The following is a 25,193-nucleotide window of genomic DNA, read 5'->3' as shown; positions in this document are numbered from 1 at the left end:
TTTACTATCGGCAATCATAAAAAAGGCATCGCTCCGTTTCAGGCCACTTTTTAGAAGATAAGGCCTAAAACGGAGCGATGTTTTTTCTTGGATGAAGTCTATTTTTCTGGTGTCTACCTTCCAGCGACTATCCCTTACAGTTCTTGTCTGATTTTCTCTGCGATTTCCTCCATTTCCTCTGCCTCAAACCTCTGTTTCGGGTTGCTGAAGTTCATGTCTGAGATCTGGTTGAGGGGCACCAGGTGCACGTGCGCATGGGGCACCTCCAGGCCGATCACCGCCACGCCTACTTTTTTGCACGGAACTGCTTTCTTCACCGCCACGGCCACCTGCTGGGAGAACTTGTGCAGCTCGGCCAGGGCGTCTGGGTCCATGTCAAAGATGTAGTCAATAGGTTCCTTCGGGATAACCAACGTGTGGCCTTTCACCAGCGGAAACACATCCAGGAACGCCAGAAAGCGGTCATTTTCCAGAATCTTGTAGGCAGGCACCTCGCCCCTGATGATTTTAGAGAAAATAGTTTCCATGGGCAGTATTAACGGGAAATTTCCAGGATCTCAAACTTAAGTTTGCCGGCGGGCACGGTGATCTCAGCGATCTCCCCTACCGATTTACCCAGCAATCCCTTCCCGATGGGAGACTTCACCGATATTTTACCGGCCGCCAGGTTAGCTTCTTCCTCGGCTACCAGCGTGTAGTTCAACTCCATGTTGTTGCCCAGGTTCTTCAGCTTCACTTTAGACAAGATGAGAACTTTGCTCAAATCAAGGTTAGACTCGTCAATAAGACGGGCGTTGCCAATTACTTCCTCCAGTTTGGAAATCTTCAGTTCCAAATGCCCTTGGGCATCTTTCGCTGCGTCGTATTCAGCGTTCTCACTTAAGTCCCCTTTGTCCCGGGCTTCTGCCAACTGGCGAGCCACTTCGGCACGGCCTTTCGTCTTCAGTTCATGTAACTCTTCCTTGAGCTTCTGCAAACCCTCTGGGGTGTAGTAAGATACTGTTGCCATATTTTTAATGGGTTAGTACAATGATTAAAAAAGAAGAACGGCCTTCCTGTATGGAGACCGTTCTTATGCTAAGGTACCACAAATTTTGTAAACAACATGCATTTGGGCTAATATTTTGTACGCAACCAGTAGCCCAAATGTGCTGTACAATGCAGTCAAAACAGCGGTCTCTTTCAACTGCTTTTTACTTGTTTTTTCTAAAAAAGGCCAAAAACATTACCTGCTTTGAAACAAAAAATGGCTTTTGGTTATATTTTTACAACGTATGTCAGAATCCACCGAACCTCTTCTCAAGCTTGCCGCGGTAGACATAGGATCTAACGCCGTGAGATGCCAGATCTCCAATGTCTTTAAGTTTGTTGACCACACCCTGTTCAAACGGGTAGAGTACATCCGCTACCCTATGCGCCTGGGCGAGGACGTGTTTGCCACGGGGGTTATCTCCAGACCCAAAGCCGAAAAATTCATCAAGCTGCTGCACGCCCTGCACCTGATCATGCAAGTGCACGAAGTAGATGACTTCATGATCTGCGCCACCTCGGCCATGCGTACCGCCACCAACGCCCCTGAGTTGCTGGATGAAATTGAAGCCAAACTGGGCCTTCAGATCCAGGTGATTGACGGAACCACGGAAGCAGATCTCATCAACCTGGTCATCAGGCAGCAATTAGACGGGCAGAACTACCTGCACATTGATGTGGGCGGCGGTAGCACTGAGTTCAACATCTACGTGAACCGCATGAAGGTGGCCTCCCAGTCATTTGAGCAAGGCTCCATACGGCACATGCAGGGCGAAGACTCCATTGAGATCTGGCAGGCCATGCAGAAATGGGTCACAGACAAATCCCGCCTCTACCACCTTACCCGGGCGGTGGGTACCGGCGGTAACATCAATAAGATCTACGAACTGGCCCGCCAGGCCGAAGGAAGACAGTCAGACGGGCAGCCTATTTTCCTGAACCAGATAGAACGCGTGGTAGGACATATCGCCAGCCTTTCCATGGAAGAGCGTGTGAAGGTTCTCCTGCTCAATGCCGACCGGGCCGATGTGATTGTGCCGGCCGCCGAAATCTATCTATCAGCCATGAAGTGGGCCAAGGTAGACTCTATGCTGGTACCTCAGGTTGGTTTGAAAGACGGAATGCTGCAGGCTTTGTATGAGCGGCACCAGGGAGCCACCCAGCACCATTTCAAGCTTGATTTCTAAAAAAAAACCTCAAAACAGAAGAGGCGGCTGATCATCAGCCGCCTCTTCTGTTTTGAGTCTATCTATATGGAACTGCCTAGAACAGGCAAACCTCCTGCGTAATCTCTGAACCAAGATTATAGAACTCACGGTGCATGTTGAAGATCTCCTCCCCTTCAGCGGGCTGGCGCTTGATGTAAGAGCCGTCTTCGCGCATGATGTAGGAGTTCTGGTTGTCCATGAGGTTGAAGCGCAGGATGTTGATGGTCTGGCGCTTCAGGTCCTCGTGTACAATGTAGAACAGGGCCTCAATACGGCGCTCAAAACTGCGCACCATAATATCGGCGCTGCCGCCCAGCACCAGCGGGTTGCCGTTGTTGTGGAAATAGAACAAACGCGCGTGCTCCAGGTACTCGCCCACAATAGAGCTTACCTGAATGTTCTCGCTCAAGCCCTCACGTCCTGGTCTCAGGCAACAGATGCCGCGCACAATCAATCTGATCTGCACCCCGGCCTGGGAGGCGGCATAGAACTCGTCAATCACCTCTTTATCTTCCAGGGAATTGATCTTGATCACGATGCCCGAGGGCAAGCCGTTCTCCGCGTTAACCTTTTCCTGCCTGATTAGTTCAATCAACTGCTGCCGCATGTCTTTGGGAGCCGTGATCAGGTATTCATAATTCTCGGGGTAAGAATGACCCGTAATTACGTTGAAGAACTCAGACACGTCATGGGCGTAGACTTCGTCGGTGGTCAGCAGGCTGATGTCGGTGTACATGCGGCTGGTCTGCTCGTTGTAGTTTCCGCTGCCAATGTGCACGTACCGGGTCACTTTTTCCCCCTCCTTCCGGATGATCATCATCATCTTGGTGTGGGTTTTGTACTTGCTGATTCCGTAGATCACAAAGCAACCCGCCTGCTCCAGCTTCTCCCCTTCCTTAATGTTCCGTTCCTCATCAAAGCGGGCTTTCACCTCAAACAGCGCCGAAACGTGTTTCCCGTTCTCGGCGGCTTTGAGCAAGGCGGCAGTCACGCGTGAATTCTCGGCCAGGCGGTAAATGGTTTGCTTGATCCCCAGCACATATGGGTCCTCGGCGGCTTTCTCTAACAGGGTCACAATGGGTTCAATGCTGTTGTACGGGTGGTGCAACAGCACATCATGCTCCTTGAGGTACTCAAAGATGTTGTCCATGGCCCCGGGCGGAAGCGTGGGTGATGGAACGGGAGCCGGCGGCCGCTGGATTTTATTGGCAAAGTGCGGGTGTTTGATGATCTGCCAGAGCGATTTCAGGTCCAGCAACCGGTCAATGGAAAACACGTTGCCGTTATCTATGTTCCAGCGCTCTTTCAGGAGTTTCATCATGTACTGAGACGGAGCATGCTCCACCTCCAGCCGCACCACCCGGCCCTTCTTCCGGTTTTTGAGCTTCTGCTTCACCTCATGCACAAAGTCCTGGTCCATGTCATCGCTTTCTTCCAGCGTGAAATCACCGTTACGGGTGATGCGGAACAGGTTCACTGATTCAATCTCCACGTTGCGGAACAGCTTGTGGATGTTCCAGCGGATAATCTCCTCAATGGGCACAAAGATGATTTTGTTTTTGCGCGAGATTTCGAAAAAGCGGGTCAGATTCCCCGGGATCTGCACAAACGTGATGCGGTTCTGCGGCTTGGCTTCCTCTGAGGTACGCGTTACCACCCCAAAGATGAGCAACTGGTTCATCATGAGCGGGAACCCGTGGTAGCTGTCATACACCATGGGCGTAAGCAGCGGGAACACCGTGTTTTTGAAGTACGAGGCCGCTTTGTGCTGTTCGCCTTCGGTGAGGTCCTCTACCTTGCAGATGTTGAAGCCGTGCTTCTCAAACTCGGGCCTGATTTCCTCATAGGTCTGGCACTGATCGCCCACAAACCGGTGGGCCAGGTCCATCAGCTTTTTCCGGAACGGCAGCTCCCGCAGGCCAGAATAGTCTATGCGCTCCTTGCCGTAGTCTATGTAGTTGTACAAGCTGCCCACCCTGATCATGAAGAACTCATCCAGGTTAGAGGCGGTAATGGCCAGGAATTTCAATCGGTCAAAAAGAGACGTATCGGGTTTGCGGGCTAAATCCAGCACCCGGTAATTAAAACGTAACCAGCTAAGGTCACGACTGATATAGTTACTTCTCCGGATTTGCTCCGAGGCCTTGATTGAATTCATAGCAGTGGGTCAACTTCTCCTTTATCTGATGCAGTCTCTTCTTTTGCTAAAGTAATAGCTTTTTATGCCCAAGCGCAATAGAAAAGCCTGCTACAAGCAGGCTTTTCTTCGTTAGGCTTTATACGTATCAAACGTCTACTTTGGCGTATTTCGCATTCCGTTCAATGAAGTCGCGGCGTGGAGCCACTTCATCGCCCATGAGCATGGAGAACAAGTGGTCTGCCTCAGCGGCTGACTCAACGGTCACTTGTTTCAAGCTGCGGGTATCTGGGCGCATGGTCGTCTCCCACAACTGCTCGGGGTTCATCTCCCCAAGACCTTTGTAGCGCTGCACGCCCACGGTTTCCTCTTTTCCTTTGCCCAGTTCGGCTATGGCTTCCAAACGGTCTTGCTCGGTCCAGCAGTAACGCTCTTCCTTGCCTTTCTTCACCAGGTACAACGGTGGTAACGCAATGTACACGTAGCCGCTGTCAATGAGGTCGCGCATGTAGCGGAAGAAGAAGGTCAGGATCAGCGTCCGGATGTGTGAGCCGTCCACGTCAGCATCGGTCATGATGATGATTTTGTGGTAGCGCAGTTTAGTCATGTTCAGCGCCTTGTCATCCTCCGGTGTCCCGAAGCTCACGCCCAACGCCGTGATGATGTTCTTGATCTCGTCGTTCTCGTAGATGCGGTGCTCCTGGGCTTTCTCCACGTTCAGGATCTTACCCCGCAGCGGCAGAATGGCCTGGAACTTACGGTCGCGGCCCTGCTTGGCAGAACCACCCGCCGAGTCACCCTCTACCAGGTACAACTCGCAGTTCTGTGGGTCATTGTCAGAGCAGTCGGCCAGTTTACCAGGCAAACCAGAACCGCCCATCACGTTCTTGCGCTGCACCATCTCGCGGGCCTTACGGGCCGCTAAACGAGCCTGCGCCGCCAGAATCACTTTCTGGATGATGATTTTAGCTTCTTTAGGGTTTTCTTCCAGGAAGGTGTTCAGGATCTCTCCCACCACCTGGTCCACGGCCCCCATCACGTCTGAGTTCCCCAGTTTGGTTTTGGTCTGGCCCTCAAACTGCGGCTCGGCCACTTTCACCGAGATCACGGCGGTCAACCCCTCGCGGAAGTCATCGCCCTGGATCTCCACTTTGGCTTTCTCCAGCATCCCGGAACGCTCAGCATAGGCTTTCAAGGTACGGGTAAGCGCCCGGCGGAAACCAGCCACGTGGGTACCACCTTCGTGGGTGTTGATGTTGTTTACGTAAGAGAAGATGTTCTCTGTGTAAGACGTGTTGTAGTTCAAGGCAATCTCCACAGGGATACCGCCTTTTTCGCTCTCCACGTAGATGGGCTCTGGAATCAGGTTCACCCGGGTTTCTTCCAGGTAAGACACAAACTCGCGCAGACCGCCCTCAGAGTAGAAAGACTCGCTCAGGTATTCGCCTGGGGTTACTTCCTCACGCAGGTCGGTGAGGTTGATTCTGATGCCTTTGTTCAGGAACGCCAACTCGCGCAAACGGCTGGCCACGGTCTCGTATTTGTATTCGGTTACCGTAAAGATGCTGGCGTCTGGGTGGAAGTGAACGGTGGTACCGTTTTTATCGGTGGTTCCAATCTCGCGCACCGGGTACGCAGGCACCCCAATATTATAGTGCTGCTCGTACACTTTGCCGCCACGGTGAACGGTTACGTGCAAATCGGTGGAAAGCGCGTTCACGCAGGAAACCCCCACGCCGTGCAAACCACCAGATACTTTATAGGTGTCTTTATCAAACTTACCGCCGGCGTGGAGAACGGTCATTACCACCTCAAGGGCGGAACGGCCCTCTTTCTGGTGAAAATCTACCGGAATACCACGGCCATTATCTGAAACGGAAACGGAATTATCTGTATGGATGGTGACGGTAATCTCGTCACAATGACCGGCAAGGGCTTCGTCAATGGAGTTGTCTACAACCTCCCACACCAGGTGGTGAAGACCTTTGATGCCGATATCGCCGATGTACATGGCTGGCCGTTTACGCACTGCCTCCAGGCCTTCAAGCACCTGGATACTGTCTGCGGAATAAGCGGTCATGTTGTTTTGTTCGATGTCACTCATTGAGTTTTTCGGTGGATTATTAACATGCAAAAATACCAAATTTTATCGGGCTTTGCCAGTTTTTACCCATTAAATATAGCGGTTAACAAATTTTTTATTCCAGAAAGCACCCAGCTACTTAACACTTTATTCTGAGCCCTCCGCAACGCCCATAAAGCTTCCACCCGGCTAACCCTTTGTTTCCACCCTTTTCTCCTGAAAGGAGGCTATAGACAAGATTTTCAGGCAGGTTTGTATTACTCCATAGCAAAACCATCTAGAAATGGTACAGGAAACAAACGATTGTACAGAATGACTAAAGGTCTTGTACTCTCTTGTTTGAAGTTAACCAACCTGTAGCCTGAGCAGTTGCCTTAAAACGGACTCGTTCTTTAAGTGATGCGTCCGTTTATCGCCTACATTTCTCAGGTTGCCTGTAAACCCAGACCTCCCTTCTTTGCAACGAATGTATTGACTTGGGTTTAAGGCTACCTTAAAGATGGAGTGGAAAGGAGTTTCTAAAAGACGGATGATTACCCAATGGGAATTTGGGTTGGGAAAATCTATCTATATAAGTATGGGTTCTGTTTCTAACCTGGTTTTCAGAAAATGGCCATAAAACGCAGCTTCAAAACACATCAGCCGCAGCCTGTTTTTCAGCCCCATTTTGAAAGAATGTCTAAATCTGAGTTTTTTAGGCAAGCAGCGTATTTTTTCGGCTTATACGGAAAAAAGGTCCATTTTAGGGCTCAGAGAATTGTTTATAACGGTTAGAAGTACTGATTATTTGGCAAAATGCAGGTTTCTTCTTAAGTTTCCGACTCGAAAGGAATAAACCGCACGACTTACCTTTTGTACCTCGTGCCTTAACCCGCACCAATCTCTACAAACTCTCATGAAGGACGTAATTTTAGGCATTGACATCGGTGGTACGAACACCAAATTTGGGTTCATTGACCGTGATGGCATCATCTTAACCCAAGGCGAGCTTCCTACTACCGAAGGGGAAACCGTACATGATTTTCTGCGCATCCTCTACAGCGAGGTGCAAAACAAGTTCAAAAAGATTGAAGACGAGGCAAATGTTATTGGCGTAGGCGTAGGCGCACCTAACGGTAACTTCTACACCGGTACCATTGAGAATGCTCCCAACCTCAAATGGCACGGTTCTGTGCCGTTGGTAGAGTTGCTTCACTCTTACTTCAAACTTCCGGTGTACCTGACCAACGACGCCAACGCTGCGGCCATTGGCGAGATGATCTACGGTGGTGCCAAAAACATGAAGAACTTTGTAGTGGTAACGTTGGGCACCGGACTTGGTAGCGGTATTGTGGTGAACGGCGAGCTGGTGTACGGCCATGATGGCAACGCCGGTGAGTTGGGCCACACCCTGGTAAACGTGAAGGGCAGCGGCCGCGTGTGCGGTTGCGGTCGCAGAGGTTGCCTTGAGACCTACGTTTCTGCCACCGGTATCAAGCGTACCGTGTACAAGTTCTTAGCTGACTACACCGATTATAGCGAGCTGCGCAACGTAAGCTTCAATGACCTGAACGCCGAGATGATTACCCAGGCTGCCAAACGCGGTGACAAAATCGCGATTGATTGCTTTGAGTACACCGGTAAAGTACTGGGCATGAAACTTGCCGATACGGTAGCCCACCTGAGCCCAGAGGCTATCTTCCTGTTCGGGGGCTTGACCCGCGCCGAGGAGTTCCTGTTTGATCCGGTTCGTTACCACATGGAGAAAAACCTGCTGAGCATCTTCAAAGGCAAAGTAAAGATATTGCCTTCTGGCCTGGGCTTGAGCAATACCGCTGTAATGGGCGCTGCCGCCCTTGCCTGGAAAGAATTGGAGCGTGTGCCCGTAGCATAAAACATATTCTACAGAAATCAGAAAGCCCGAAGGTGACTCCTTCGGGCTTTTTTGTTTTAGTTCGGGTTCAGGGAAAAAGACAGCAGAGCTCCTCTCATCGTTAAATTTTATCCGGGCAAAGCCAATACTTACAATAAAGTATTGATTTAGAAATCAGCTTCTTTTATTTTAGCTAAGGCAAATGCTATAACCCACCTTAGCAGGTATACCCAATTATATAGAAAATTAAATTAGACCTCCCCTCCTCCTTAACGGTAGATTAAACTCAAGAAACACTACTTCCTTAGAATTACCCCAGATTGGTTCAGAATTAGAGTATCACATAAAGGTCCTTCCCTGCCACCTGTAAAGCTTCAGACAATCACTACCAGGAAGCTTTCCTGCCTTTGACTCTTCTACAGCTTTGTATCAAACCAATCAGAACCATGAAGAAGTTTGTACTATCTACCCTGATTCTTTTGTCAATTGGCTTGCATTTAAGAGCCCAGAACAGCGCTCCTTACTGGAGCCTGGCGGGCAACAGCAACGCAGGCACCGCCAAACTAGGCACCACCAATGGCGTTCATCTTCGGCTTTTCACCAACAACCAGGAGAGAATGAGAATTACCGCTCAGGGCTTGGTGGGTATTGGCACTACCAACCCAGCAGCCCGGCTTCAGGTCAACAGCGGGGCCAGCCAGGATCCTTTTCGGGTATCGGTGAACAACTCCACCAAATTTCTCTTCAACAGAAACGGAGGGCTTAGTGTAGGGCTGGACCTTGCCCCACCCAGCAATGGCTTACTGGTCAATGGAAACGTAAGCATAGGATCTACCTCGTTTGATCCTGATGTAAAGCTGCAGGTGGTGAATGACTCGCTTGAAGGAGCGGGCATTTACACCGTTGGCGGAGTAATTGGCTTAGAAGCTGAAGCTATGCACCCACTTGGTACCGGAATATCTGGGTACGGCGAATATACTGGGATAGAGGGCTTTGCCGGATTTGACATGAATGCCTATGGCGTGTTAGGGCAATCTGGCAATGTAGGTGTGGGTGGCTTTGGAGCTCAGTACGGCGTTACTGGCCACAGTATCAATGGCCCGGGAGTGGAGGGACGTAGCATGGATCTATTTGGTGGTTACTTTGAATCAGAGACAGATGTGGGGCTGTATGCTACAACAAATGCAGACACCTACGCCGCAGTGTTTGTTGGCGACATCTATTATTCCGGTTCCTTTCAGGCTAGTGATAAAAGCCTGAAAAAGAATGTGCAGGAACTGGGCGATGCCTTACGTATTCTGGGCCAACTCAAGCCTGTCACTTACCAACACCGCGACGATAATCAGTTTGCGAAACTCTCCCTGCCCAAAGGGAATCATTTTGGGTTAGTGGCGCAGGACGTAGAAAAGGTTTTGCCTGATCTGGTAAAGGAATCTTCCTTAGTCCTGAGCAGCGGCACCGACCTACAAAAAAGGATTTCTCCCGAAGGCAAACTACTCCGGCAAACAGACCAGAAAGAGACCACGAGAGAAAGCATCAACGTGAAGGCTGTCAATTATGTGGAGATGGTTCCCCTGCTCATCAAAGCCGTACAGGAACAGCAGCAAATCATGCAGGACCAACAGGAAACCATTACCTCCCTCACCGAAAAGGTAGCTCAATTGGAAAGGGCTTTGGGCACCTCTGCCAGTGGCTCGCTGGATTCCAGCGCGAAAGGAATTTCACTGGAGCAGAACCAACCCAATCCGGTAAACCAGGCCACCACCATCAAATACAGAATTCCGGGGGGTGCCCAGGCCCAGATAAGGGTTTATGACTCCATTTCCGGAAGATTGCTGAAAACCATTCCCGCCCCGGCGCATGGCAGCGTAGATATGAACGCCAATGATTTACCAACAGGCAAGTACATCTACAGCTTAGTGGTAAACGGAAAAGTGGCTACCTCTAAACACATGGTGGTAGCAAGGTGATCTTATGATTGATCAAGCAGAAAGGGCTGTTCTCATCAGGAACAGTCCTTTCTGTTTATTACAAAGACTTAGGCCACATCCATTCTCATCCTTCAAAGAAGGGCTATCTTCTTTTTTGTCAGAGTTCTAAAAACAGGTTTGAAACAGATACCAACTTCTTCTTTTACCCTTCCACTCCCCTTGTAAGCCAAACAGGGAAACACATCTCCTGAATGGCTTTTCTGAAATCCTACTTACTGATCTATTTAGTTCATCATCAAAACAAAATCATGAAAAAGACTTTACTCCCCTTGCTCCTGGTATTAATTATGGTCTGCAATACAAAGGCGCAAAACAATGCTCCCTATTGGAGCCTGGCGGGTAACAGCAACGCTGGCCCGGCCAAACTTGGCACTACCAACGGAGTCCACCTCCGGCTTTTCACCAACAACGCAGAACGCATGCGGATTACCGCGGGTGGCTTGATCGGGATTGGGTCCACCTCTCCGGATGCAAAACTGGTTATCAATAGTGGTACTACCGTTGATCCCCTTAAGGTACTGGTCAATAACTCCCCTAAGTTTCTGGTACACAAAGAAGGTGGGGCAAGTGTTGGTTTTCAGGCCATACCGCCTGCTAATGGCTTATTGGTGAACGGGAATGCTGGAATCGGGACTCCCACACCAAATCTCAGTTTCAAACTGGATGTGGTCAACACTTCTCAAGAACCCTTTACCGGGGGCATCTCTACCGCCGGCCTGGACTTTGGCTTACGCGCAGATGCCACCGGGCAGTACGGGTATGGAATAGTTACCCAAGGCGGATTATCGGGGAAGGGGATTCTCAGCTATGGGGGCTTCACCGGTATTGAGACCGATGGCGATTGGTATGGCCTCTACGCTAGTTCTATAGAAACCGGGGTATTTGGCTTTGGAGAATACCAAGGGCTGTTTGGGTTTAGCCCCTTCGGAATTGCGGTAAGAGGTGACAGTGACTATGGACCAGGGGGCGATTTCTTTTCTGTGAACAGCCCGGGAATTGTAGCTTCCACCATTAACGGCTTTTTTGCCGGCGTATTCAACGGGGGAATTTTCAGTTCCGGCACCTTCCAGGCAAGCGATAAAAACATGAAGAAGAACGTCCGCGAGTTTGGGGATGCCATGAGCATCTTACACCAGTTAAAACCTATCCAATACCAGTACCGCACCGATGCCCAATACGGCAAACTCTCTCTACCCAAGGGAAATCACTTCGGGTTGGTTGCCCAGGACGTGGAGAAGGTGCTGCCCGATCTGGTCAAAGAATCTGAACTTACGCTGCCCCCCAGTCCTGATAACCGGAGAAAGCCCCAGCGGGCTGGCGAACTCTCGCCTGCTACTGCTCTGAAAGAGGAGAAAAGGGAGTCTATCAACGTGAAATCGGTCAATTACGTGGAGCTGGTGCCTTTGCTTATCAAAGCAGTACAGGAACAACAAGAAACCATTACTTCTTTGACTGAGAAAGTAGCCCAGCTGGAAGCTGCTTTGCATAAAAACGAAAGCGGTGCACCCGGCACCGGTTCAATGGGGATTATTCTGGAACAAAACCAGCCCAACCCGGTGACCGATGCCACCACTTTCTGGTACAAGATTCCGGCAGGAGCCCAGGCCCAGATTCAAGTGTATGACTCCGTATCCGGCAGGTTGCTCAAAACCATTTCGGCACCCGCCAGCGGTAAAGCGGAGATGAACGCCAATGACTTACCGGCGGGTAATTACATTTATACTTTGACTGTAAACGGGAAAGTAGCCGCCTCCAAACACATGGTGGTAGCAAGGTAGATTTCTCATCTTTTTATGAAGCCTGTTCTTAAAAGAACAGGCTTCTCTTTTTGCACTTAAGCCCAAACAGAATCTCCTACTACAATCTAAGAACACGTTACTCCTGCAGGTAAAAGGAATCTGCTACCGCTCTTCAAAGCAGCTTTCCTTTCAGGAATTTGCTACTCATCTCTGCTCTGTGATTTTGAACTGGACAGGTGAACTCCTGTTCCTTCCTCCTCCATTCCCCCGCAAAGCCCGGCTTCTGCCCGGTCTTTCCTGCTTTCGGTTTTCAGCCCTATTTCTTCAAACCTACCCCAAACCATGAAAAAGATTCTACTTACTTTTCTGGCGCTGCTCACCCTTACGGTTGCCATCGCCCAGAACACAGCACCCTACTGGAGCCTGGCGGGGAACAGCAACGCTGGCTCTGCCAAGTTGGGCACCACCAATGGCGTAAACCTCCGGCTCTTCACCAACAACGCCGAAAGAATGCGGATTATGGCCAACGGTTTAGTTGGGATTGGCACCACCTCACCCCTTTCTAAGTTGCAGATCAATAGTGGCACAACGGTAGATCCGCTGCGGGTTACCCTCAATAATGCCACCAAGCTGCTGTCGCACCGCAACGGAGGGCTGAGCGTTGGTTTCGATGCCACTCCGCCCCCAAACGGCTTAATGGTCAATGGAAGCGTAGGCATTGGCGCAGCGCCGCCAGACCTGAATTATAAACTGTATGTCTCGGCCGTTGGAGGTTCCTCCCCCAGCATCGGGATCCGCGCCGCGGGAAGCCAATTGGGCATTGTTGCAGAGGCAACGAACCAACGAGGAACCGGGCTGACTAGCCACGCCGGCCCTAATGGAATTGGCATCCACAGTTACGGGGACAGTATTGGGCTTGATGCCCAGAGCAAAAACATTGGAGTCAGGGCCTGGGCCACGGATGCGTACGGGTATGGCCTTTACGCCCTTGGCGGGTACCCTCTTGGAACCGGAGTCTATGCCACTGGTGGGTTTATTGGGATTGAAGCGGAAAGTGAGGTTTTTGGCATCAGAAGCAGTGCCTTGAATACGGGCGTTTACAGCACCGGTGATAATATTGGTGTGCACGGGTACAGTTCCTCTGGGAGTGGCGTTAAGGGAGAAAGCGAAGCAGGATTTGCCGGATATTTCACTTCCAATTACGGAATAGGTCTTTACGCCTCCTCAGTGTTCAATGATTATGCGGCTGTATTTCAAGGAGATGTCTTCATTTCCGGAAGCTTTGAAGTAGGTGATAATTCCCTCAGGAAGAATGTGCAGGAGGTGGGCGCGGCCATGGAAATTTTAAACCAACTGAAACCTGTGCAGTACGAGTTCAGCCAGGAAAACCAAAACGCCCGGTTGGGCCTGCCAAACGGAAGCCATTATGGGCTGGTAGCTCAGGAGGTGGAAAAAGTCCTGCCTAACCTGGTCAAGGAAGCTCCCTTGGTTTTGAAGAACCCTGGTGAGACTACCAACGGCACTCCTAAAGGGAAAATCTCACAAAGGTCAGACCTGAAGGAAATCAAAAAAGAGACCGTACGGGTGAAGGGAGTTAACTACAGCCAGTTCATTCCCCTTCTCATCAAGGCGATGCAGGAGCAACAGCAAGTGATGCAGGAACAGCAGCAAGCCATGCAGGAACAGCAACAGACCATCGCTTCCCTTTCCGGAAGGATTGCCCAGTTGGAGGCCCAATTAGGCAGTAAGTGCGATGGGCTACCCGGTACGGGCTCCAGCGGAATCTCCTTGGAACAGAACCAACCAAACCCGGTAGATCAGAGCACCACGTTCCGGTACAAGATACCCGCCGGGGCTCAGGCCCAGATCCACGTTTATGAGGCAACTTCCGGAAAACTGGTCAAAACGGTCTCTGCCCCGGCTACGGGAAATGTACAGATGAATGCCAGTGACTTGCAGCCCGGCAATTATATCTATACTTTGACTGTCAACGGCAAAATGGCCGCCTCCAAGCACATGATGGTAACCCGATGATTTGAGGCAAATTACTATTGAAAAGAGAAGGCTGTTCTTAACGGTACAGCCTTTTCTTTTGTCTTCATCAATCAGGGAGATAACAAAAGTTGATTCCTCCTTTTAAGAAAGTTTATCTGTTCCGTTTTTGCGCCTAATTCTGAAAACAGCCCCAAATCAGAGGGAAAGAAGATATTCTCGCGCGTTTCCGTTGGAGGAAAGATGCCTTGCCCTTTAACAATTCAGCTCCAGTTTTTATCAGGTTGCTTCTTTAAGCGTTTAGCGGCATCAATCACGTCCTGCAGCTCCACAGGATCATTGAAGGGGTTTTCGTCCAGGGCGGTGACGCGGTTCAGTTCTTTCTGCCATCTGCGCAGCTCAGCAATGTAGGGTTCGAACTCCACCCGCCTCAGGATTTCGCCCTCGGGTACCAGGTCACAGATGCCGTTGTGCAGCCACTCGCCGGTGTGCCAGTCGGGCATGTCTACGGCGGGGAACAGGCAGACCCCGTGCAGGTCTATGCCCGCGTCCACCGCCGCCAAGGACTCATCCATGATATCGCGGAGCCATTCTTCCCTACCGTCTTTCAGGCCGCTGGTTTCCCCTATGATCATGGGCCGTTGATAGCGTTCCCAGACCAGGTGCAGCAGATCACAAAGCGGTTTGATGCGGTCATCATCTGGCGGAAGCGCCTGGTGCGGTCCCTGCTCCCGGTACTCCATCTGCCCGAAGGAATAGTTATTGGCGCCCACAATGTCCAGGATTTCAGGGGAGCCGCCCAACTCAGGGTGCTCTTTGCCAGCTATGATGTCCCAGGCCAGGAACGTGTCTACGTACGTTTCGTGCCAAGCGGCAGCCTCCAGGTCGGGCCGGTCTTTGGGGGCCACCACCTGCACCAGGGGATCAATGTGGACCATCCGCGCCTCCGGGACCACTTCCCTGATGGCTTTCACTCCGGCAATGGCGGCCTGGCACAAGTCTATTCGTAACTTGAAACGGTCTTCTTTGGTCTTTTTGTAAGGAGCCACCCAGCCCCATTCCCCGCCGCAAAAAGAAAAGAACGTGATTTCATTGATGGGCGTGAAGAAGTAAGGACCGGGAAGTTTAGGGGTCACGTACTCGGCGGCGGCTTTGCAGTAGGCCGCGAAACGGTGGGTGAACTCAGGGCTGAAAGGGTCCAGGTCATCTGGGTAGCCGTAGTGGCACAGGTCCCAGATGGGCAGGATTTTGTGCTGCCGCATGGCTTCCAGCATGGGGTCTATGCAGGAGAAATCATAGGTACCTCCCTTGTCTACGAAGGGCCAGGGAATCCCCTCCCGGCAGACGGCAATCCCCAGTTTGTGCAGCAGTGCGTAGTCTTGCTGCACAAACCTATCGTGCTGGGTTTCGGCCACCAGGTTGCGGCGCTTTCTGTCTTTCCAAAGAAAGGTGGAACACTCAAAACCCGAGATGAAGAACGTAGGGAAAATACCGGGGCGCTGTGCCATAGAGGTCAGATTTATATCCTTCAGAAAAGCTCTTATTCTGGTAATCCTATCCGGAAACAAAAATTTCCTTTAACCCCGGTCCCGCCTAAAATTCCCAAATTCAAGGAAGAAAGGATCGTTCCAATCAATTCTCCGCAGTAAAATGACTTCTTTCAGGGACGGAAAATCCAGGTATCATCAGATGCTCTTAGCGGGAAAATACTTACACCTTCTACCCTGCTGCCTAAATTCCGTACAAAGAACAGGTACTTATTACCGTACAGCGAATTACACACCTTACTATACTACAAAAACTATGAAAAAGATCATCATGACCAAACTGCTGGCCCTTGCGCTGTGTGCAGGGCTGGCCTCTTGCGGCGGCGAAGACAAACCAGGTGCCACTGAGAAAACGGGCAACACCAACACCGAAGACCTGGTGGAAGGTGCCGACGGCGGCTTAGACTCCTTGAACCTGGAAGACACCACCCAGACCAACTCAACCACCGGAGGCGGAAGCCAGTAGACCAGTTATTTTAGACTGCAAACAAAAGGGCCGTTTACGTGCTGTTTTTCTCTAAACAGCACGTAAACGGCCCTTTTGCTGGTGGTAGCAATATTTACTTCCGGGAAGAGAACAGCCACCGGAAAACACCCGGAAACTCCCGCTGCCAGAAGGCCTCGTTGTGTTTCCCGTCTTCGTGCACCTGGTACTTTAAAGACGCGGGCTTCAGGCCTTGCTTCAGGAGCAGATCACGCATGCGAGCCATATCGGGCACCATCTGCTCTCCCTCCAGAGCTCCGGCCATCATATACAGCTTCAGGTTCTTAGCTGGTTTTGTTTTAGCCGCATATTCATAGAACTCCGGCGAAACCCAGAAAGCGGGAGAGAAAACCCCTGCCTTGCCATATATCTCCGGATACTTCAACGCGGCGTACAGGGAAATCAAACCGCCCATGGAGCTGCCGGCTACCCCAGTGTGTTCTGGTCCGGGCAAGGTGCGGTAATGCGCGTCTATGTACGGTTTTAAGGTTTGCGCCAGAAAATCCACGTAGGCATCGCCTTTGCCGCCGCCGTATTTGGCATTGACCCAGGGCGTGTACTCGTTCATCCGTTCTTCGCCGCCGTTGTCAATGCCCACCACAATCACTTCGCGGCCTTCGGTTTGGAACAGCTTGTTCAGGGTTTCATCCACGCCCCATTCGCCGCTGTAGCTGTAAAAGGCATCAAACAGGTTCTGCCCGTCATGCATGTACAACACCGGGTACTTTTTACCCGAGGTAGCGTAATTGGGTGGCAGGTACAACCAGATTCTGCGGGATTTTTGCAGCTGCGGCATCCAGAAGTTGTTGTTCATCACCAGCAAATTGGAGGTAGCGGTATGCGCTTTCCCCGCCGAGGCGAAATTATCCTGCCAGTTCTCTACCTGAATCCGCATGGTGTCTTTATCGGACTTTGGCTTGAACGCTCTGTTTCCCCTACCGGCTCCGTTGGCCAGGGTCTCTCCTTTTTCCCAATCGCCCCGGGTGATTTTGTACTCCAACTCACCTTCGCCCGCCGGGAGGGTCAGGTAGTACCGGTTGTTGGCGGCTTTCCTGAACGCGAAGTTTGGGTGCCGGGGATTCCAGTTGTTGGCGTTTCCGGCCAGGTACAGGGTATCCTCTTTGGGCGTTTTCTGGGGTACTTTCTCAATCTCAATAGTGACCTGAGCCTCAGCGTTTAACCCCTTAAAAAGGAAAAACAGGCCCAAAACGCTGGAAAACCCTTTAGAACATTTCATATTTTGGCATTTTTAAAACTAGGAAATCGATTTCTTAATTAAAAAAGTGTAGATTTACCTCCATGATTTTGCAATATTAACAATAGTCTCAGAATTAACTAGCACAGGTATTGTTTGGGGGTGAAGAACTTACCTTTTAGCCTCAGAAGTTTTAAGGCAGTTTCTGCCAAAACAGGCTCTACATGGAAAGTTGGAGACAACAGCCTAGAGAACTTCTGCCACAAACCTCTTGCTGGTACTTACCTGAACCACAATACTTTGCAAATCTGAAGTAAAGTTGATTCTTGACCTTATGAAGCACCACTCCAATTTTCTAGCGAAAGGAATTGCTTTCCTAAGCATTCTTATCTTTTCTTATTCAACCCAGGCCCAGCAAAAAGCCTCCATTACCCGCGTGGACCCAACTAACTGGTGGGTGGGCATGAAAAACCAGAGCCTCCAATTGCTGGTATATGGCCCAAATGCCGGTTCTCTGGCCTATTCAATCGATTACCCTGGCGTGAAACTGGTGGAAACGCACAAAGTGGAGAACCCCAACTATGCCTTCCTGGATCTGACCATCGCGCCCAACACCAAACCCGGGACCTTTACCATCAGCGGCCGCAGCGGCAACCAGAAACTCAACCGCAAATATGAACTGAAAGCCCGTGATCAGCAGCCCAAAGGCCAGGGTGCCACTTCCGCTGATTTCATCTATTTAGTGCTGCCCGATCGTTTCTCTAACGGTGATCCCAAAAACGACAAGTTCAAGGACATGGCCGACACCCAGGCCGACCGGAACAATCCTTTCCTGCGGCACGGAGGCGACATACAGGGCATCCTGAACCACCTGAACTACATTGAAGAACTAGGCGCAACGGCTCTGTGGTTGAACCCTGTCATTGAGAACAACCAACCCCTGACCGATGAAGGCGGGGCGATGCGCAGCGCCTATCACGGCTACGCGTTCACTGACCATTATGCCGTAGACAAGCGCTTCGGGGGGAATGAGGCCTATAAGAAATTGGTGCAGGCGGCGCACGCCAAAGGCATGAAAGTAGTGCAGGATGCCGTGTACAACCACGTGGGCATCAATCACTGGTTTATCAAAGACATGCCGTCTAAAGACTGGGTGCACCAGTTCCCAACTTACACCAACACGTCACACAAGTTCCAGGCCATCATTGACCCGCACGCCTCTAAAGCCGACTGGACCGTGATGATGAACGGTTGGTTCGTGCCCCACATGCCCGACCTGAACCAGAACAACCCCTTCATGGCCAATTACCTCATTCAGCACGCCCTCTGGACCGTAGAAAACTTTGGCGTGGATGCCTGGCGCATTGATACCTATATGTATAATGATGATGCCTTCATGAACCGCTGCAACCAGGAGTTATTGGACGAGTACCCTAACATCCACATCTTCGGGGAGTCCTGGGTGAACAACGTCATCGCGCAGTCGCGTTTTACCCGCAACAACATCAACTTCCCCTTCAAGAGCAACCAGCCCGGCACCCTGGATTTCGTGCTCTGGACCGCCATGAACGATGCCCTGAACCAGAACTTCGGCTGGGACGAAGGCGTGAGCAAAGTGCACCAGGTTTTGGCCCAGGACGCCGTGTACCAGGACCCCATGAAACTGGTCACTTTCCTTGACAACCACGACATGAACCGCTATTTCTCCGTGATTGGTGAGGATTTCAATAAGTACAAAATGGGCCTCACCTGGATGCTCACCACCCGCGGCATTCCTTCTTTGTACTACGGCACCGAAATTCTGATGAAGAACTTCAAAGACCCGTCAGACGCGGAGGTGCGCAAGGATTTCCCCGGCGGCTTTGCCGGTGACAAGGAAAACAAGTTCACCGCCGCTGGCCGGAACGCCCGTGAGAACGAGGCCTTCAACTTTGTGAAGAAACTGGCCAATTACCGCAAAGTCACTCCGGCCCTGCACTCGGGCAAACTCATGCAGTTTGTGCCGCAGGAAGGTACCTACGTGTACTTCCGCTACGATGATTCCAAAACGGTTATGGTAGCCACCAACTCCACCGACAAAGAAGTAGACCTGAAAACCGAGCGGTTTACGGAGCGCATGAACGGCTTCACCAAAGCCCGCAACGTACTTTCAGATCAGAACCTGAGCAACTTGGCCAACATCAAGATTCCGGCTAAAACCGCTCTGGTACTGGAACTGCAGAAATAGCCCGTTTTACACCCCAATTCCTCAAAACCCCGGAAAAACGAAGAGAAAATATGAGTACCATTAAAGCTTGCCTTTTTGACCTTGACGGCGTACTGGTTGACACCGCCGTGTACCATTTTAAAGCGTGGCGCCAACTGGCCCAGACCCTCGGCATTGATTTCACCGAGCACGACAATGAGCGTCTCAAAGGCGTGAGCCGCGTCCGTTCCCTGGAGATCATCCTGGAGATCGGCAACCAGACCATGGAGCAGGAGAAAATGCTGGCCCTCTGCGAGCAGAAAAACACCGAGTACCTGCTGGATGTAGCCAAAATGACCCCAGACGAGATCCTGCCCGGCGTGGTGGATTTCCTGAAAGCCCTCAAAGCCGAAGGCATCAAAATCGCCTTGGGATCGGCGAGCAAAAACGCCCAACTCATCCTGGAGCGCACCGAGCTGCTCCCCTACTTTGACGCCATCATTGACGGCCGTCACGTGGTCAACGGCAAGCCCCACCCAGAGGTATTCCTGAAAGGCGCCGAAGCATTGGGCGTGCAGCCAGAAGAATGCGTGGTGTTTGAAGACGCTGTAGCTGGCGTGGAAGCCGCCAAAAACGGAGGCATGCTGTGCGTAGGCGTTGGCCAGCCAGAGGTGTTAACGCAAGCCGACATCGTGGTGAAAGACATGACCGAGATGACCGTAGAACGCCTGCACACATTAGAGCAGAAAGCTTAACCCATATTGAGGCTTTTTTCAAAAAACAGCCTCAAAACAAAAAACAACCGGGCATGCAGATTGTCCCCCTTTGAAGGGGGTTGGGGGATGAAGGCCGTTTGAAGAACCGAAAAGCTACAGCTAAGATAAGCAAGAATGAATCTCTGGAATTAAATCATTTGATGACTATGGCGCGGAAGTTACTTCCGTGACTTCCGAAAAAGTTTCCATAAGGCACGGAAGTAACTTCCGCGCCATAAAATAGAAATGTATTTCTTGGTAGTGAAAATCTGCTAAAGCAATCATCCCCCTACCCCCTTCAAAGGGGGACGAAGAAGTACCTATAAGTAAATCCATTTTGAGGCTGTTTTCCAGAAACCGGCTTTGAAACAGAAAACCAGAATATAGAAAATAAGTCCTGATACGTGTGTCTTGATACTTGATACGAACGATTATGAAACAATACCTTACCGTAGATGAGTGGTCTATCATTGAAGAAGGATTCCACCCGCATTATAACCAGATCACCGAGAGCGTTTTCAGTTTAGGCAACGGCCGCATGGGCCAGCGCGCAAACTTTGAAGAGGCATTCTCCGGCGAGACGCTGCAAGGCAATTACGTGGCCGGCGTGTACTACCCAGACAAAACCCGCGTGGGCTGGTGGAAGAACGGCTATCCAGAGTACTTCGCCAAGGTACTGAACGCCGCCAACTGGATCGGCATTGACGTGAAAGTAGACGGCGAAACCCTGGACCTGCACCACTGCCAGGTACTGGAGTTCCGCCGCGAGCTGAACATGCGCGAAGGTTGGTTGGAGCGTACGTTCACGGCTCAGCTGACCAGCGGCAAACAGGTGCGCGTAAACGCCAAGCGGTTTACCAGCATCGTGGACGATGAAGTAGGCGCCATCCGCTACAGCATCACGCCGGTGAACTTCAGCGGTACCCTCACCCTCACCCCGTACGTGGACGCCGACATCATGAACGCTGATTCCAACTACGACGAGAAGTTCTGGAACGAAATCTTGCAAGATGCACAGCCTACCGAAGGCTACGTGATCGCCGAAACCAAGAAAACGTTCTTCCACGTGTGCACCGGCCAGAGGTTTGTGGTCATGCAGAACGGTCAGGCGGTGGAAGTAAACGCCACCCCTGAAGAGCGCACCAAATACATTGCTTCCACCTTTGAGCTTCCGGTGCAGGAAGGTCAGGAAACAGTGTTGTATAAATATGCCGCAAACCTTTCCTCGGAGAACCATCCTAAGGAAGATTTGCTAACCAACACCAAAAAGGTACTGGCCGCGGCTACAGAGAAAGGCTTTGAGCAGATGCTGCAGGAACAAGCCGAAGCGTGGGCCGCCAAGTGGGAAGAAAGCGACATTATGATTGAGGGCGATGCCACTGCCCAGCAAGGCATCCGATTCAACATTTTCCAACTGAACCAGACCTACACCGGCGAAGATGAGCGTCTGAACATCGGTCCGAAAGGCTTCACTGGTGAGAAATACGGCGGAACCACGTATTGGGACACCGAGGCGTACTGCCTGCCATTCTACCTAGCCACTGCCGATCCGCAAGTAGCCCGCAACCTGCTGGTATACCGTTACAAACACCTACAGAAAGCCATTGAAAACGCCGAGAAATTAGGCTTCACCGGTGGGGCCGCGCTGTACCCCATGGTGACCATTAACGGCGAGGAATGCCACAACGAGTGGGAAATCACTTTTGAGGAAATCCACCGTAACGGCGCTATCGCGCACGCCATCCATGACTACATCCGCTACACCGGCGATGACAGTTACCTGGCCGAGTACGGCCTGGAAGTGCTGGTGGGCATCTCCCGCTTCTGGGCGCAGCGCGTGAACTGGTCGGCGGCCAAAAACCAGTACGTGATGCTGGGCGTGACCGGCCCGAACGAGTACGAGAACAACGTCAACAATAACTGGTACACCAGCACCATCGCCACCTGGACGTTGGAATACACGCTCAAAGCGCTGCAACACGTGCAGAACGCAGATGCAACCCGCTACGCAGAACTGGTGCAGAAAATGAACTTGAACGTGGAGAAGGAAACGGCAAAATGGCAGCACGTGATTGACAACATGTACTACCCGGTAGACGAGGAACAAGGCATTTTCTTGCAGCAAGACGGCTTCCTGGACAAAGAACAGACCCTGGTGAAGGACCTTGACCCGATGGACCGTCCATTGAACCAGAAATGGTCTTGGGACAGAATCCTGCGCTCGGTGTTCATCAAACAGGCCGATGTGCTGCAAGGCATCTACCTCTTCGAGGACCGTTATGATTTGGACACCATCCGGAGGAACTTTGACTTCTACGAGCCGCGTACCGTGCATGAGTCTTCACTTTCGCCATGTGTGCACTCCATTCTAGCTGCCAAATTAGGCGATGAGCAGCGCGCCTACGAGTTCTACCTCCGCACAGCCCGCCTGGATCTGGACGACTACAACAACGACACCGAGGACGGTTGCCATATCACAAGTATGGCCGGTACCTGGATGTCGGTGGTGCAAGGCTTCGGGGGTATGCGCGTGCGCAATAACCAGCTGTTTTTCAACCCATTCATCCCGTCCGGTTGGACTTCTTATTCCTTTAAAATCCGCTTCCGTGGGCATCTTCTCAACATCAAAGTGACCAAAGATAGCGTGACCATTGAGAATCAGGCGGAGAAAGCCATCACGCTGAACGTGTTTGACCAACCGCAGACCATTGAGGCAAACGCCAAAGGTGAGTTTGCGCACCAATTGGTATAATATTTCAAAAGGTAACCTTTCTACTATGGAGCGGATTTACTTCCGTGATTAATGTAAAGTAGAAGTCACGGAAGTAAATCCGCTCCATAGTAGTAGCATACCTCAACTTCTATTTTAGGCCTGATTTACAGAAATCAGGCCTAAATCAGAAAACCACTGGCGCGAGACTGAAGTCTCGTGACAAAGGATGACTGGAGTCTCCAGACTCCCTACGTACCCGGGCCAGGGAGCTTTGACCAAACTCTTGTAAAAAGCCGGGAGTCTGGAGACTCCCCCTACCGTCAGGCACGAGTCTGGAGACTCGCGCCAGTTTAAATGTAACTTTTGCCACCCGATACAAGCTACATGACACCTAATTCTAATAAACAACCGTTTCTTTCCTTTGTGTTGCTAGCCGCACTGGCGGGAGCCTGCACTTCTACGGCACCTACCACCAGCACAACAGAAACAAAAGCATCGGCCCCAGTGATGACAACACCTACCCCCGCCACTGATCCCAACACCACCGAGGAAGAGATCCAGGACCATAAACTGGTGATCTACCAGATGATGACGCGCCTGTTTGGCAACAAAAAAGCGCTGAACAAAACCTACGGCACCCTGCAGGAAAACGGCGTGGGCAAGTTCAACGACATCACCGACAAGGCGCTGCAGGAGATCAAGAAACTGGGCGCCACGCACGTGTGGTACACCGGCGTGATTGAGCACGCGCTCATGACCGACTACTCCAAGTTTGGCGTGCACCTGGACGATGCCGATGTGGTGAAAGGTCGGGCCGGATCGCCGTACGCCATCAAGGATTACTATGACGTAAACCCCGATCTAGCGGTGGACGTGAAGAACCGGATGAAAGAGTTTGAGGCTCTAGTGCAGCGCACGCACAACAACGGACTCAAGATGATCATTGATTTTGTGCCCAACCACGTGGCCCGCTATTACGGATCAGACGCCAAACCCAACGGGGTAGAAGATTTTGGGACTCAGGACAATAAAACCGTTTCGTTCAAGGCCAGCAACAACTTCTACTACATTCCCGGCGAGGCCTTGAAAGTGCCCAACACCTATAATCCTTTGAGCGGCAACTACCGGGGTCCGCAGGAAGACAGCAAGTTCAACGAGAATCCAGCCAAGGTAACCGGGAACGATGTGTTCAGCGCCTCGCCCAGCGAGAACGACTGGTTTGAAACCGTGAAGCTGAACTACGGAGTAGACATTCAGAACAACCGCACCAAGCACTTCTCACCTACCCCAGACACCTGGGGTAAGATGCGTGACATTTTGCTGTACTGGGCCGGCAAAGGTGCTGACGGGTTTCGCTGCGACATGGCCGAGATGGTGCCCGTGGAGTTTTGGGCATGGGTTATTCCGCAGGTGAAAGCCAAGCACTCAAACATCAAGTTCATTGCCGAGATCTACAATCCCAAAGAGTACCACAACTACATCAGGACCGGTGGTTTTGATTACCTATATGACAAAGTAGGCTTATACGATGGCGTGCGCCGCCTGATGGAAAACCGCGGCCAAGGCAACACCGCCGAGATCACCAAAGTGTGGCGCGAAGAAAGCCGCGGCATCTCCAACCACATGTTGCGCTTCCTGGAAAACCACGACGAGCAGCGCCTGGCTTCTTCTGAGTTCGCGGGTACTCCGTGGGCGGCGGTACCAGCCATGACGGTGAGCGCCACCCTGGGCAGCGGTCCGGTGATGGTGTACTTTGGGCAGGAAGTAGGCGAACCCGGCAAAGGCCACGAAGGCTTTCAGGGCGAAGACGGCCGGACCACCATCTTTGATTATTGGGGCGTTCCGGCGCACCAAGCCTGGATGAACGGCGGCAAATTTGACGGCGGTAAGCTCACCGAAGACCAGAAACGCCTCCGCGAGTTCTACACCAAACTGCTGAACCTGAGCACCAACCGAGAAGCCATCCGCAAGGGTAAATTCTACGCCCTCACCGCCGAAGAAAACTCCGCCCCGAAAGGTGTGTACGCGTACCTGCGCCACACCGCCGAAGAGCGAGTGTTGGTGCTGGTGAACTTCAACCGTGAAGCCGCCAATTACTCCTTAACCTTACCTACGGCTGCGTTGGCAAACATGGGTGTAGAGGCCAAAGGCTCCTTCATCTTGCAGGACCTGCTCACCGATACGCCTCCCCTGTTATTACAGCCTTCAGTGAAAACCAGCATCACGCTGGCGCCGCTGAGTGCCCACGTGTTTTTGCTGCAGAACAAATAAATCTCCAAACCT

16 protein-coding genes are annotated in these 25,193 nt (G+C 51.5%); 10 read left to right on the top strand and 6 right to left on the bottom strand.

The features are described 5' to 3' along the window. Window positions 1-134: 134 nt before the first annotated feature. Both JT719_RS00130 and greA read right to left on the bottom strand, forming a co-directional pair. Window positions 135-527 (bottom strand): HIT family protein, encoded by a 393-nt coding sequence (locus tag JT719_RS00130; protein ID WP_207429889.1) that lies wholly within the window; start codon window positions 525-527, stop codon window positions 135-137. A gap of 8 nt (window positions 528-535) precedes the next feature. After that, window positions 536-1,009, bottom strand: a complete 474-nt coding sequence (gene greA / locus JT719_RS00125; RefSeq protein ID WP_207429887.1) for a transcription elongation factor GreA — start codon at window positions 1,007-1,009, stop codon at window positions 536-538. A 265-nt stretch (window positions 1,010-1,274) separates the two neighbouring features. Here greA and JT719_RS00120 point away from each other — a divergent pair, with 265 nt between their 5' ends. Then, on the top strand, window positions 1,275-2,216 hold the full coding sequence (locus JT719_RS00120) for a Ppx/GppA phosphatase family protein (RefSeq protein WP_207429885.1): 942 nt from the start codon (window positions 1,275-1,277) through the stop codon (window positions 2,214-2,216). Between the two features lie 76 nt (window positions 2,217-2,292). Here the strand turns inward: JT719_RS00120 and ppk1 are convergent, their stop codons facing one another. Continuing rightward, window positions 2,293-4,395: a polyphosphate kinase 1 gene (gene ppk1 / locus JT719_RS00115; protein WP_207429883.1), complete on the bottom strand. Its 2,103-nt coding sequence runs from the start codon at window positions 4,393-4,395 to the stop codon at window positions 2,293-2,295. Window positions 4,396-4,522: 127 nt separating this feature from the next. After that, a complete protein-coding gene (gyrB, locus tag JT719_RS00110) occupies window positions 4,523-6,478 on the bottom strand; it encodes a DNA topoisomerase (ATP-hydrolyzing) subunit B (RefSeq protein ID WP_207429881.1) in 1,956 nt (651 codons plus the stop codon). Window positions 6,479-7,352: 874 nt separating this feature from the next. On the opposite strand from gyrB, the gene JT719_RS00105 reads away from it, so the two are divergent. The 4 genes from JT719_RS00105 to JT719_RS00090 all read left to right on the top strand — a co-directional run bounded on the left by JT719_RS00105 (window position 7,353) and on the right by JT719_RS00090 (window position 14,073). Further along, on the top strand, window positions 7,353-8,330 hold the full coding sequence (locus tag JT719_RS00105; protein ID WP_207429880.1) for an ROK family protein: 978 nt from the start codon (window positions 7,353-7,355) through the stop codon (window positions 8,328-8,330). Between the two features lie 425 nt (window positions 8,331-8,755). Continuing rightward, window positions 8,756-10,279, top strand: a complete 1,524-nt coding sequence (locus JT719_RS00100) for a tail fiber domain-containing protein (protein ID WP_207429879.1) — start codon at window positions 8,756-8,758, stop codon at window positions 10,277-10,279. Window positions 10,280-10,548: 269 nt separating this feature from the next. Beyond that, on the top strand, window positions 10,549-12,078 hold the full coding sequence (locus tag JT719_RS00095; protein ID WP_207429878.1) for a tail fiber domain-containing protein: 1,530 nt from the start codon (window positions 10,549-10,551) through the stop codon (window positions 12,076-12,078). 303 nt (window positions 12,079-12,381) lie between these two features. Further along, window positions 12,382-14,073 (top strand): tail fiber domain-containing protein, encoded by a 1,692-nt coding sequence (locus JT719_RS00090; protein ID WP_207429876.1) that lies wholly within the window; start codon window positions 12,382-12,384, stop codon window positions 14,071-14,073. A 221-nt stretch (window positions 14,074-14,294) separates the two neighbouring features. On the opposite strand, the gene JT719_RS00085 is transcribed toward JT719_RS00090, so the two are convergent. Continuing rightward, window positions 14,295-15,539: a glycoside hydrolase family 1 protein gene (locus JT719_RS00085; RefSeq protein WP_207429874.1), complete on the bottom strand. Its 1,245-nt coding sequence runs from the start codon at window positions 15,537-15,539 to the stop codon at window positions 14,295-14,297. 295 nt (window positions 15,540-15,834) lie between these two features. Here JT719_RS00085 and JT719_RS00080 point away from each other — a divergent pair, with 295 nt between their 5' ends. Next, the gene (locus JT719_RS00080; protein WP_207429872.1) at window positions 15,835-16,044 is read left to right on the top strand and encodes a hypothetical protein; all 210 of its coding nucleotides are present in this window, start codon (window positions 15,835-15,837) and stop codon (window positions 16,042-16,044) included. Window positions 16,045-16,138: 94 nt separating this feature from the next. Here JT719_RS00080 and JT719_RS00075 read toward each other — a convergent pair whose 3' ends face one another. After that, on the bottom strand, window positions 16,139-17,299 hold the full coding sequence (locus tag JT719_RS00075) for an alpha/beta hydrolase (RefSeq protein ID WP_207429870.1): 1,161 nt from the start codon (window positions 17,297-17,299) through the stop codon (window positions 16,139-16,141). A 292-nt stretch (window positions 17,300-17,591) separates the two neighbouring features. Between JT719_RS00075 and JT719_RS00070 the strand changes: the two genes are divergently transcribed. The 4 genes from JT719_RS00070 (at window position 17,592) to JT719_RS00055 (ending at window position 25,181) form a co-directional block, all read left to right on the top strand. Next, window positions 17,592-19,484, top strand: coding sequence for a glycoside hydrolase family 13 protein (locus JT719_RS00070; RefSeq protein WP_207429868.1), 1,893 nt, complete (start codon window positions 17,592-17,594; stop codon window positions 19,482-19,484). A gap of 50 nt (window positions 19,485-19,534) precedes the next feature. Next, window positions 19,535-20,197, top strand: coding sequence for a beta-phosphoglucomutase (gene pgmB, locus JT719_RS00065; protein ID WP_207429865.1), 663 nt, complete (start codon window positions 19,535-19,537; stop codon window positions 20,195-20,197). 433 nt (window positions 20,198-20,630) lie between these two features. After that, window positions 20,631-22,949, top strand: coding sequence for a glycoside hydrolase family 65 protein (locus tag JT719_RS00060; protein WP_207429863.1), 2,319 nt, complete (start codon window positions 20,631-20,633; stop codon window positions 22,947-22,949). 468 nt (window positions 22,950-23,417) lie between these two features. Then, a complete protein-coding gene (locus JT719_RS00055) occupies window positions 23,418-25,181 on the top strand; it encodes an alpha-amylase family glycosyl hydrolase (RefSeq protein ID WP_207433189.1) in 1,764 nt (587 codons plus the stop codon). Window positions 25,182-25,193 lie beyond the last annotated feature (12 nt).

Source organism: Sabulibacter ruber (assembly GCF_017355955.1).
In the GTDB taxonomy this organism is placed as follows: Bacteria; Bacteroidota; Bacteroidia; order Cytophagales; family Hymenobacteraceae; genus Nibribacter; species Nibribacter ruber_A.
Note: the sequence above shows the minus strand (reverse complement) of the source record. Positions and strands in the feature narration are given on the sequence as shown.